The organism is Buchnera aphidicola (Rhopalosiphum padi), assembly GCF_005080845.1.
In the GTDB taxonomy this organism is placed as follows: Bacteria; Pseudomonadota; Gammaproteobacteria; order Enterobacterales; family Enterobacteriaceae; genus Buchnera; species Buchnera aphidicola_AO.
On record NZ_CP034858.1, the window covers coordinates 477581 to 489980 of the forward strand.

At 24.7% G+C, this 12400-nt stretch carries 9 protein-coding genes and 1 pseudogene; 9 read left to right on the forward strand and 1 reads right to left on the reverse strand.

The features are described 5' to 3' along the window. Positions 1–7: 7 nt before the first annotated feature. Positions 8–970 carry a tRNA-modifying protein YgfZ gene (gene ygfZ / locus D9V76_RS02235; protein ID WP_158337397.1) on the reverse strand — a complete coding sequence of 321 codons (963 nt, stop codon included), beginning with the start codon at positions 968–970 and terminating at the stop codon, positions 8–10. 136 nt (positions 971–1106) lie between these two features. On the opposite strand from ygfZ, the gene prfB reads away from it, so the two are divergent. The 9 genes and pseudogenes from prfB (at position 1107) to leuS (ending at position 12378) form a co-directional block, all read left to right on the forward strand. Continuing rightward, positions 1107–2205, forward strand: a protein-coding gene (gene prfB / locus D9V76_RS02240) for a peptide chain release factor 2 (protein WP_158337399.1) whose coding sequence is annotated in 2 segments (ribosomal slippage) — positions 1107–1181 and positions 1183–2205 — 1098 coding nt in all. Because the reading frame shifts where the segments join, the coding sequence is not laid out codon by codon here. Between the two features lie 8 nt (positions 2206–2213). Beyond that, positions 2214–3725: a lysine--tRNA ligase gene (gene lysS / locus D9V76_RS02245; protein WP_158337401.1), complete on the forward strand. Its 1512-nt coding sequence runs from the start codon at positions 2214–2216 to the stop codon at positions 3723–3725. 44 nt (positions 3726–3769) lie between these two features. Beyond that, positions 3770–5017: a diaminopimelate decarboxylase gene (lysA, locus tag D9V76_RS02250; RefSeq protein WP_158337403.1), complete on the forward strand. Its 1248-nt coding sequence runs from the start codon at positions 3770–3772 to the stop codon at positions 5015–5017. A gap of 126 nt (positions 5018–5143) precedes the next feature. Continuing rightward, a pseudogene (gene lgt, locus D9V76_RS02255) lies at positions 5144–5904 on the forward strand (prolipoprotein diacylglyceryl transferase). 18 nt (positions 5905–5922) lie between these two features. Continuing rightward, complete coding sequence (thyA, locus tag D9V76_RS02260; RefSeq protein WP_158337405.1) at positions 5923–6717, forward strand: thymidylate synthase; 795 nt, start codon at positions 5923–5925, stop codon at positions 6715–6717. Positions 6718–6779: 62 nt separating this feature from the next. Next, positions 6780–8099 carry a tRNA (N6-isopentenyl adenosine(37)-C2)-methylthiotransferase MiaB gene (gene miaB, locus D9V76_RS02265; protein ID WP_158337407.1) on the forward strand — a complete coding sequence of 440 codons (1320 nt, stop codon included), beginning with the start codon at positions 6780–6782 and terminating at the stop codon, positions 8097–8099. A 164-nt stretch (positions 8100–8263) separates the two neighbouring features. Continuing rightward, positions 8264–8581: an rRNA maturation RNase YbeY gene (gene ybeY, locus D9V76_RS02270; protein WP_253254734.1), complete on the forward strand. Its 318-nt coding sequence runs from the start codon at positions 8264–8266 to the stop codon at positions 8579–8581. 85 nt (positions 8582–8666) lie between these two features. Beyond that, positions 8667–9542, forward strand: coding sequence for a CNNM family magnesium/cobalt transport protein CorC (corC, locus tag D9V76_RS02275; protein WP_158337411.1), 876 nt, complete (start codon positions 8667–8669; stop codon positions 9540–9542). 250 nt (positions 9543–9792) lie between these two features. Beyond that, the gene (gene leuS, locus D9V76_RS02280) at positions 9793–12378 is read left to right on the forward strand and encodes a leucine--tRNA ligase (RefSeq protein WP_158337413.1); all 2586 of its coding nucleotides are present in this window, start codon (positions 9793–9795) and stop codon (positions 12376–12378) included. Positions 12379–12400: the final 22 nt, after the last annotated feature.

A 12400-nucleotide genomic window follows, 5' to 3' on the forward strand; every position in this document is an offset into this window, starting at 1 on the left:
AAAAATACTAATTTTTAATTAAAAAAACATTTTTAAATTCATAAATTCTAAATATATTTTTAATATTTATAGACTTATTTAATACCGCTTGTATGCAAATTTCATTAACTTTAACATGAACTATTGCTAGTAAGAAACCAATTCTATACCATTTTTCTTCTTTTTTCATTTCAATAATAGAGCCAATTTCAGGATTAATATTTCCTGTACTTGATAAAAGATATAGTGCATGTTTATTTAAATTTTTATGAAATACTCGTGCTATTGTTTCTTGTCCATAATAGCATCCTTTATTAAAGCTTACAGCTTGTAGCATAGTTAAATTAATAGATTGTGGCAAAAATTTTTGAGTATTTTTTTCATCGATAATAGGAAATCCTGCTTCCATTTCTAATAAAAGCCATTGTTTACTATTATTTAGCAGCTTTATTTCATTTTCTTTTTTCTGTAAAAACAATACGTCCTTTAAAGATAAAACTAATAAAAATCTTTCAAAAGGTTCTGAAAACCAAAGTATAGTTCTATCTTTATTAGAAATTAACGGACATTTTTTATTTGGTATGTTAACGAAATTTTTTGATAAAAAAAACTTAGCATCAAAACCAGACAATCCAAATAAATAAACATCATCTAACTTTCGAATTTGTACTTTAGAAAAAGTAGCATATTTTTCTAATTCTTTAATTTGTATCTTAGCAATACTTTTACGAATAATATAAGCATAACCTTTTTTATAATGAAATAAAAACATAGTTGCCCATACTTTCCCATTAAAATTACAATGAGCACAAAGTTTGTATTCTTCTTTTTTTAAAAAATTCATATCAATAGTAAATTGATTTTGAAGATGTTTTTTACTATCAAGACCATCTATGTAAACTAAGCACCATTCTTCAAGTAAACTTAATGTTAAAGGTAAATTGATTGAAGGATAAACGGTATTTTTCAAAAATTTAAATAACAACGTCATTTCTCCTAAAAAAACAAAATATATTAATTAAAAAGAATAAACCTATCAGATTAAATATATAATAAAAAAAATAAATTTTTTATTTTTTAATAATTTTTATAAAATTATCTTTTTAAATAAATTTTTGGAAAAAAATATGATAGATATCAATATAATAACAAGCCAAATAAAAAACCTGACACAACGTAAAAAAGATTTAAAGAGGTATCTTTGACTATACAGTAAAAAATGCACGTATTTTAGAAATTGATTTAGAATTATCATCGCCTGAAATATGGAAAAGAAAAAAATCTATATATAATCTGAACAAAGAAAAAAATTCATTAAATATAATAGTAAATAAGATCAATAATATTGAAAAAAAAATAAAAGAAACAATAATTTTTTTAGATTTAGCAATAGAAACAGAAGATAGTATTTTACTACAAGAAATTCTTAAAGAAATCAAAAAAATAAAAGAAAAAATAAAAGAACTTGAATTTTATCGTATGTTTTCAAATAAACATGATAACTGCAACTGCTATGTCGATATACAATCTGGTTCTGGAGGAACAGAAGCTCAAGATTGGTCAAAAATATTATTAAGAATGTATTTAAAATGGTCTGATAAAAAAGGATTTAAAACAGAGATCATTGAAGAATCTATAGGAGAAATAGTTGGTATTAAATCATCTACTATTAAAGTTTCTGGAGAATATGCTTTCGGATGGTTAAGAACAGAAACAGGCATACATCGTTTAATTAGAAAAAGTCCATTTGATTCAGGAAAACGACGTCATACTTCATTTAGTTCAGTTTTTATATATCCTGATATAGAAGACAAAATTAATGTTGAAATTCATCCATCTGATCTTAGAATAGATGTATACAGAGCTTCTGGAGCAGGGGGACAACATGTAAATAGAACGGAATCAGCTGTTCGAATTACTCATTTACCTACAAATATTGTTACTCAATGCCAAAGTAATCGATCACAGCACAAAAATAAAGAGCAAGCAATTAAACAGATGAAATCTAAATTATACGAAATGAAAATAAAAGAAAAAAAAGAAAAACAAAAAAAAATAGAAAACAACAAATTAGATATCAGCTGGGGCAATCAAATTCGTTCTTATGTATTAGATAATTCAAAAATAAAAGATCTTAGAACTGGAATCGAAAAATATAATGTACAATCTGTATTAGACGGTGATTTAGATGATTTTATTGAACAAAGCTTAATAATGGGGTTATAAGAAATAAAATGATTAAAACAATAAATTCCAATAATAATATTTTTAACGATGAAAAAAAAATAAGAAAAGAAAAACTTATTAATATGAAAAAAGATGGATTTTCTTTTCCAAATATTTTTAAAAGAAATACTAATTCCATAAAAATACATCAAGTATATAAAAATAAAACAATTAATGAACTTAAAATTCTAAATATCGAAGTTTCTATTGCAGGCCGTATGATACAACGAAGAATTATGGGGAAAGCATCTTTTTTTACATTACAAGATATGGAAGGAAAAATACAAATTTATACCAGAGAAAAAGAAATTACATCTGAATTTTACAATAATCATTTTAAAAAATGGGATATTGGAGACATTTTAGGCGTACAAGGAATATTGTTTAAAACAAAGACAGGGGAATTATCTATTTTTGCTAAAATGTTAACAATTTTAACTAAATGTTTAAGACCCTTACCTGATAAATTTCACGGATTATCTAATCAAGAAAAACGTTATCGAAAAAGATACTTAGATTTAATTAGTAATAGTAAACTATTTAACATTTTTAATAGTCGTTCTAAAATAATCAGATTAATTCGAAATTTTATGATAGAAAATGACTTTCTAGAAGTAGAAACTCCTATGTTACATAATATTCCTGGCGGAGCTACTGCTAGACCTTTTATTACTTATCATAATGAAATTAACAAAGAAATGTACTTAAGAATAGCACCTGAATTATATTTAAAACAACTGATTATAGGTGGTTTTGAACGTATTTTTGAACTAAATAGAAATTTTCGTAATGAAGGAGTTTCTGCTCGACATAATCCAGAATTCACTATGATGGAAGCATACATGGTTTATTCTAATTATAAAGATATGATGAATTTCACTGAAAATTTAATAAAAAATCTAATAAAACTACTTTTTGAAAAAAGTAAAATAAAGTATGACAAACATTGTTTAAATTTCAATGTTCCATTTGAAATCTTAACAATGAAGGAATCTATTTTAAAATTTAATCCAGATATTTGTTCTTCAGACTTAAAAAACTTAAAAAAAATTAAAAAAATTGCAAATAATATTGGTATAGAAATAGAAGAAAACTGGAATTTAGGCTATATAGAAAATGAAATTTTTGAAAAAACAGTAGAAAAAAAGCTTATTCAACCTACTTTTATTACTGAGTACCCAGTAGAAGTTTCTCCTCTAGCTAGACGTAATGATTTTAATTCTAATGTAACAGATAGATTTGAACTATTTATTGCTGGATATGAAATAGGAAATGGATTTTCCGAATTAAACGATGCAGAAGATCAAAAAAATAGATTTTTAAATCAGATGAAAATAGCAGAAAAAGAAAAAAATAAAGATATATTTTATGATGAAAATTATATAGAAGCATTGAAATACGGTTTACCCCCTACTGCGGGTTTGGGAATTGGAATTGATCGTTTAATTATGATATTAACAAATCAAATAAGCATTCGCGATGTTATTTTGTTTCCAACATTACGTTTATTTAAAAAATAACTTTTTTAAAAAAACAATATTAAAATAATTAAATAGGAAAAAAAATGCCAAAATTATTAAGTACAAGCACAACAAATCTCAATTTTGAAAACATTCAAATACTAATAAAAAAATTTCAGTCTCCATTTTGGGTTTATGATTCAAGTGTTATCTACAAAAAAATAAAATTATTAAAAGAATTTGATATTATTCGATTTGCTCAAAAAGCATGTTCAAATATTCATATATTACGCTTAATGAAAAAAAATAATTTAAAAATAGATGCAGTGTCATTAGGTGAAATAGAACGAGCTTTAGCTGCTGGATTTAAACCTAACTCAAACGAAATAATTTTTACTGCAGATCTTTTTGATCAAGAAACTTTGTCTAAGGTAATTAATTTTAAAATTCCAGTTAACGCTGGATCAATAGATATGTTAAAACAGTTAGGTAAACTTTCTCCAGGTCATCATGTTTGGTTAAGAATTAATCCAGGATTTGGATATGGACATAGTAAAAAGACTAATACTGGAGGAGAAAATAGTAAACATGGTATTTGGAATCCTAATTTAGCTATACCTGTTATAAAGAAATATAAATTAAAACTAATAGGTTTACATATGCATATTGGTTCAGGAGTTAACTATGAACATTTAAAAAAAGTGTGTCAAGCTATGATAGAGCATGCAATTAAAATAAATGAAAAAATATTATTTATTTCAGCTGGAGGTGGATTGCCAATTCCCTATAAATTTGATGAAAAACCTATTAATACGAAAAAATATTTTATGATTTGGGATGAAGCAAGAAAAAAAATATCTCGTTTTTTAAATACTCCAATCCAATTAGAAATTGAACCAGGTAGATTTTTAGTAGCAGAATCAGGAATTTTGATTTCACAAGTAAGAGCAATTAAAAAAATGGGAGATAAAAATTTTGTTTTAATTGACGCCGGTTTTAACGATCTTATGCGTCCAACTATGTATGGAAGTTATCATCATATATCTGTTGTATCTAAAGATAATCGAAACATAAATGAAAAAGAAACAATAGATACAGTTATAGGTGGTCCTTTATGTGAATCAGGCGATATATTTACACAAAAAGAAGGAGGAAACATAGAAACGAGAAAACTACCAATTTTGAAAATAGGAGATTATTTAATTTTTCATGATACTGGTGCCTACGGTGCTTCAATGTCATCTAATTATAATACAAGACCGTTGATTCAAGAGATAATGTTAGAAAAAAATAAATTCAGAACTATCCGAAGAAGACAAACAATTAAAGAATTATTAAGTTTAGAAACATAAAGTTTTTTAAGATTAAATCTAATTTAAATTTAAAAGGATGTAATACAATACATGTATATTAATTTTCCAAATATAAATCCTATTATTTTTTCAGTTGGTCCTCTAAAAGCTTACTGGTATGGTTTTATGTATTTTATAAGTTTTGTGTTTGCTATGTGGTATGGAAAAAAAAAATTAAAAAAAAATCAGATAAAGAAAAGATAGAAAAATTAATATATATTATTTTTATAAGTTCATGTATCGGAGGTAGAGTAGGATATGTAATTTTTTATAACTTTTCATATTTTTCTCAAAACATATTATGCTTTTTACACATTTGGGAAGGTGGCATGTCGTTTCATGGAGGATTAATAGGAGCAACGATTGCTATGTATTATTTTTCTTTAAAAAAGAATATAAAAATATTAAAAATATCTGATTTTATAGTTCCACTAGTACCTTTTGGATTAGGAGCAGGAAGGTTAGGTAATTTTATCAATGGCGAACTATGCGGTCGTATAGCACCAAATTTTCCATATGCTGTTCTTTTTCCCACAACATACAAAGAAGATTTAAAAATAGTTTCTAGAAATCCTGAATTACAACCTATATTAGATAAATATGGAGTACTACCCCGTCATCCCTCGCAATTATATGAATTTATTTTAGAAGGTATCTTTTTATTCTTTATAATCTATTTTTTTTCTAGAAAAAAAAGGAATACAGGTAGTATAAGTGCTTTATTTCTAATAAGTTATGGAATATTAAGAATAATAAGTGAATTTTTTCGAGAGCCAGATCCTCAAGTTGGATTATTAAAAAATATAATAACTATGGGTCAAATATTATCTATTCCAATGATTGTTGTTGGATGTATTATAATATGTAAATCTATTTATAAAAAATAATTTTTTTCTCGAGGTATTATGAAACAATATTTAAATTTAATAAAAAAAATAATTAAAAATGGAAATTTAAAAAAAGATCGGACTGGTACAGGAACTTTATCCATTTTCGGACATAATATGAGATTTAACTTAAAAAAAGGATTGCCTCTTATTACAACAAAAAAATGTCATATACCATCAATTATCCATGAACTTCTATGGTTTCTTAAAGGAGAAACAAATGTTGAATACCTTAATAAAAATAAAATATCAATTTGGAATAATTGGGCAGATAAATTTGGAAATCTAGGTCCAATTTATGGAAAACAATGGAGAAGTTGGGATACATCTAACGGAAAAAAAATAGATCAAATAAAAAATGTACTAAAACAACTAAAAGAAGATCCTGATTCTCGTAGAATATTAGTATCTTCTTGGAATGTTGGAGAAATTGATAAAATGTCTTTAGCTCCATGTCATATATTATTTCAATTTTATGTATTAAAAGAAGAATTAAGTTGTCAACTTTACCAACGTTCTTGCGATGTATTTCTTGGTTTACCCTTTAATATAGCTAGCTATGCAATACTTATACATATGATAGCTCAACAATGCAAACTCCAAGTTGGAGAATTTTTATGGACAGGGGGAGATGTTCATTTATATAAAAATCATATTGAATTAGCAAAAAAACAAATACTTCGAATACCTCGAAAATTACCAGAATTAATAATTTTAAAAAAACCTCAATCATTATTTCATTATTCTTTCGAAGATTTTAAAATTGTTGGATACAAACCCTATCCCTTAATTAAAGGAGAAATATCTGTATAAAATATCATATTTTTATACTGATACAATATCTTTATATAATAACTAGGATAAATTTTATCATAATGAAATATATATATATAAAAACTTGGGGATGTCAAATGAATGAATATGATTCATCTATGATCACGACATTCTTAGAAAAGACAAAAAAGTATTTAATTACCAAAGAAGCCGAAAAAGCTGACATATTAATTTTAAACACTTGTTCTATAAGAGAGAAGGCTCAAGAAAAAGTTTTTCATCAATTGGGAAGATGGAAAAAATTAAAAAATAAAAAACCTGATGTCATCATTGCAGTAGGAGGCTGTGTAGCAACACAAGAAGGTAAAGAAATTTTTAAAAGAGCAAATTATGTAGATATTGTGTTTGGTACACAAACTTTACATAAATTGCCTAAAATGATAGATAAAATCGAAAAAAAACGTCAATTTATAATTGATATTAGTTTCCCTCAATTAGAAAAATTTAATTATTCTTTGAAAACTAAAACTACAGGATATACAGCTTCTGTTTCTATAATGGAAGGATGTAATAAATACTGTTCATTTTGTGTTGTACCATATACTAGAGGACATGAAATTAGTCGCCCATCTGACGATGTTTTATTAGAAATATCAATATTAGCTGAAAATGGTATTAAGGAAATTAATTTATTAGGACAAAATGTCAATGCATATCGAGGTCGAACTTTTAATGGAAAAATTTGTTTTTTCTCAGAATTATTACGATTAGTTTCTGAAATAGATGGTATCGAGAGAATTCGTTTTACAACAAGTAATCCGCTTGAATTTAGTGATGACATTATTGAAGTTTATCAAGATACACCAAAATTAGTTAGCTTTCTTCATCTTCCTGTGCAAAGTGGATCAAATAGAATTCTCCAGCTAATGAAAAGATCGTATACGACAGAAGAATATGAAACAATTATAGAAAAACTTATATCAGCTCGTCCAAATATTCAAATTAGTTCGGATTTTATTGTGGGATTTCCTAGTGAATCTGAAGAAGATTTTCAAAAAACTATTAATTTTATAAAAAAAATAAATTTTGATATGAGTTTTAGTTTTATATATTCTAGCCGACCAGGTACACCAGCTTCAGAAATGAAAGATAATATTGATTTAAAAGAGAAAAAAAAACGCTTATATACATTACAAAATTGTATAAACAAACAAACTATGTCTTGGAGTAGAAAAATGTTAAAAAGTATACAATCTGTTTTAGTAGAAGGTATATCAAAAAAAAATATTATGGAATTATACGGAAGAACAGAAAACAATAGAATTGTGACTTTTAAAGGATCTCATCATATGATTGGTAAATTTATTAAACTAAAAATAAAAGAAGTACATACTCATTCATTAAAAGCTGAATTAATTTAAAATTAGATGAAAAAAAAAAATAACATTATCTTAACAATTCAAATAAATTGTAAAAGCACTAAAAATATACCAAAAAAATATTTTTTTAAAAAATGGATAAAACAAACCTTATATAAAAAAAAAATATTAATTTAATTACAATTAGAATTGTTGATGAAATAGAAATAAAAAATCTAAATTTAAAATATAGAGGAAAAAATAAATCAACAAATATTTTATCTTTTCCATTCAATTCTTTTATAAATACAAATAAAAAATTGTTAGGAGATCTTGTTTTATGTAAAAAAATAATTGAAAAAGAATCCTTAAAATATAAAAAAACATTAGAATCACGTTGGGCACATATGATAATACACGGAACACTACATCTTTTAGGATACGATCATAAAAATAAAAAAGAAAAAAACATCATGGAAAAAAAAGAAAATAAAATAATGTTATCTTTAAATTATGAAAAACCATATTTTATGAAAAATTCCTAATTTTTTTATAAAAAATATTTCAACCTATCTTTTTCTACCTATAGAATAGTAAAAAGATATTTTAAAAATAGATAATCATAATACTATGAGCAATGAAGACACACAAAGTACTGAAAAAATTAATCGAAAAGGTTTTTTTTCTATTTTACTAAATCAAATTTTTCACGATGAACCAAAAAACAGAGAAGAACTACTAGTATTAATTCGTGATTCAGAACAAAATGAGTTAATAGATCAAGATACTTGTGATATGTTAGAAGGCGTTATGCATATTGCAAAAAAAAGAATTAAAGATATTATGATACCAAGAACACAAATGATAACATTAAAATTAAATTATAATCTTAATAAATGTCTTGATATTATAATTGAATCCGCACATTCACGTTTTCCAGTAATGAGTAGAGATCAAAATTATGTAGAAGGATTTTTAATTGCAAAAGATCTATTACCATTTATGAAAAATTCAAGAGATATATTCTGTATAAAAAATATATTAAGATCTGCTGTTGTAGTTCCTGAAAGTAAATCTGTAGATAGAATGCTAAAAGAATTTCGTTTAAAAAGAAGTCATATGGCTATAGTAATAGATGAATTTGGAGCAGTTTCAGGATTAGTTACAATAGAAGATATTCTTGAATTAATTGTAGGAGAAATTCAAGATGAATATGATGATGAAGAAAAAGTAAATATTAGAAAATTAAAAAAATGTATATTTTCTATTAAAGCACTTACAGAAATAAAAGAATTTAATGATACTTTTGAAACTAATTTTAGCGACGAAGAAGTAGATACAATTGGTGGATTAGTCATGAAAGCTTTTGGACATTTACCAAATAGAGGAGATAATATTAATATTAATGGATATAATTTTAAAGTTTCTATAGCTGACAGTCGAAAAGTTATACAAATACATGTAACTATTCCAGAAAATAAAATCCCCAAAAAATTAGCAAAATAAGAATTATATTCATATATTTTATCTGAAAAATTATTTTATTAAAAATTAAAATTACATTATTCAGTGTATTTTTAAGTTTTTAATTTAATAAAAAGTTAATAAAAATTAATTTAAATAATAAAATTAAAAATCCTCTTATTTTTTATAAGATAAATCGTTCATCCATAAAAATCAAATTAAAAAACATTTTTTTATATTTTTATCAAAACTAATTTTTTTAAATTATTATATCTTTTATACGAGTGAAATTATGGAAAAAGAATACTGTCCAAAAAATATTGAATCATACGTGCAAAAATATTGGAAAGATAACAAAATTTTTCACGTTTATGAAGATGACAAAAAAGAAAAATATTACTGTCTTCCGATGCTTCCATATCCTTCTGGAAAATTACATATGGGTCATGTAAGAAACTATACAATTAGTGATGTTATTTCAAGATATCAAAGAATGTTAGGAAAAAACGTTTTACAACCAATTGGCTGGGATGCTTTTGGATTACCTGCTGAAGAAGCAGCTATTAAAAATAAAACTAAACCATCTGATTGGACACATAAAAACATTGAATATATGAAAAAACAACTCCAATCGCTAGGTTTTAGTTATGATTGGGACCGAGAAATAACTACATGTAAACCAGACTATTATCGCTGGGAACAATGGTTTTTTATTCAGTTATACAAAAAAAAATTAGTTTATAAAAAAAATAGTTTTGTAAATTGGTGTCCTCACGATAAAACTGTTTTAGCTAATGAACAAGTTGTAAACGGTTGTTGCTGGAGGTGCCAAAATAAAATAATAATAAAAAAAATACCACAATGGTTTATAAAAATCAGAGATTATGCGGAATCTTTGTATAACGATCTGAATCATTTAGAAAACTGGCCTGAAAAAGTAAAAAACATGCAAAGAAACTGGATTGGTCGATCAAAAGGATTTGAAATTGTTTTGAATGTTTTAAATAGTACTAAAAAAATTAAAGTATTTACTACTAGATTAGACACAATAATGGGAGCAACATATATTTCTATATCTCCTTTTCATAAATTTTCACTTCAGATTTCTAAAGAAAAAAAAGAAATAAAAAATTTTATTCAAAAACAAACTAACAATAATGTTTCTCAAGAAGATATAGAAAAAATAAAATTTGAAGGTATAAATAGTAATATGTTCGTTATTCATCCAATTACCAATAAAAAAATACCTATTTGGATAGCAAATTTTATTCTAAAAGAATATGGTACTGGTGCAGTTATATCAGTGCCAGGACATAATCAAAATGATTGGAATTTTGCTATAAAGCATAATTTAAAAATAAAATATGTCATTAAAAATAAAAAATGTAAAAACATAGAATTATATAATTTATTTACAACCGAAAAAGGAATATTATTTAATTCTGGGAAATTTAATAATCTTAATTATCAAGATGCTACTCAGAAAATAAAAAAAACACTATCACAAAAAAAAATTATAATAGAAAAAATAAATTATAAATTACAAGATTGGTGTGTATCAAGACAGCGTTATTGGGGTGCACCTATTCCTATGGCAACAAAAAAAAATGGAGAAATTATAGCAATACCAGAAAAAAACCTACCGGTAGTATTGCCAGAAATACAAGATAGTTCTAATTTATCACAAACACCTATGAACAGTACTTCCGAATGGGCTAAAATTAAAATTAAAAATCAAGATGTTATCCGCGAAACCGATACTTTTGATACATTTATGGAATCATCTTGGTATTATGCAAGATATACTTGTCCACATTATAATAAAGGAATGCTTGACCCTATAGCTTCAAAATATTGGTTACCTGTAGACCAATATATTGGAGGTATAGAACATGCAATTATGCATTTAATGTATTTTAGGTTTTATCATAAATTATTATATGATTTCAAATTAGTTGAATTTAATGAACCAGTAAAAAATTTACTCTGTCAAGGTATGGTACTTGCTGAAGCATTTTATCAATTTGATCAAAATAATCAGCGTAATTGGATTCATCCATCTTGTATACAAGTAGAAAAAAATTTAAAAGGAGAAACTATTAAAATCTATGATAAAAACAAGAAAGAAGTCATATGCGCAGGTATGATCAAAATGTCTAAATCTAAAAATAATGGGATTGAACCAGAATTAATGATAAATCGTTATGGTGCTGATACTGTTCGTTTGTTTATAATGTTTGCTGCTCCAATAGAATCATCGTTAGAATGGAGAGAATCTGGTGTCAAAGGAATTTATCGCTTTTTAAAAAAAATCTGGAAATTAGTATTTAATTATATTGAAGTAAAAACAGTAAATAAAAAAATAAATTTTGATGTATTAAACGAAAAACAAAAAAAAATTTATCGTTTTCTGCATAAAACTATTTTTAAAGTTTCTGATGATCTAAGTCGTCGAAAAACATTTAATACTGCGATCTCTGCTATTATGAAACTAGTTAATGAACTAATGATTTTTAAACTAGAAAATGAAGAAGATAAATGTATTATGAAAGAATCTTTAGTTTCTATTATTAAAATGCTTTATCCATTTACACCGCATTTTTGTTTTATATTATGGAAAAATTTAAATAAAAACTGTTCTATTGATTATGAAACTTGGCCAACTTTTGAAAGAAATATTTTATCTAAAGATAAAAATATACTGATTGTACAAATAAATGGAAAAAAAAGATGTACTGTAGAAGTTAAAAATAATTTAAATAAAGAAGAAATTTTATCTTATATAAAAAACAACTTAATTATTCAAAAAAAATTAAAAAATTTAAAAATAATTAAAACAATTTATATTCCCAAGAAAATAATCAACTTTGTAGTTTAGATATAAGAGAGAATAAAAGTGA

Coding starts and splice junctions, on each gene's coding strand:
- ygfZ (WP_158337397.1), bottom strand. CDS start 970: ATGACGTTGTTATTTAAATTTTTGAAAAATACCGTTTATCCTTCAATC.
- lysS (WP_158337401.1), top strand. CDS start 2,214: ATGATTAAAACAATAAATTCCAATAATAATATTTTTAACGATGAAAAA.
- lysA (WP_158337403.1), top strand. CDS start 3,770: ATGCCAAAATTATTAAGTACAAGCACAACAAATCTCAATTTTGAAAAC.
- thyA (WP_158337405.1), top strand. CDS start 5,923: ATGAAACAATATTTAAATTTAATAAAAAAAATAATTAAAAATGGAAAT.
- miaB (WP_158337407.1), top strand. CDS start 6,780: ATGAAATATATATATATAAAAACTTGGGGATGTCAAATGAATGAATAT.
- corC (WP_158337411.1), top strand. CDS start 8,667: ATGAGCAATGAAGACACACAAAGTACTGAAAAAATTAATCGAAAAGGT.
- leuS (WP_158337413.1), top strand. CDS start 9,793: ATGGAAAAAGAATACTGTCCAAAAAATATTGAATCATACGTGCAAAAA.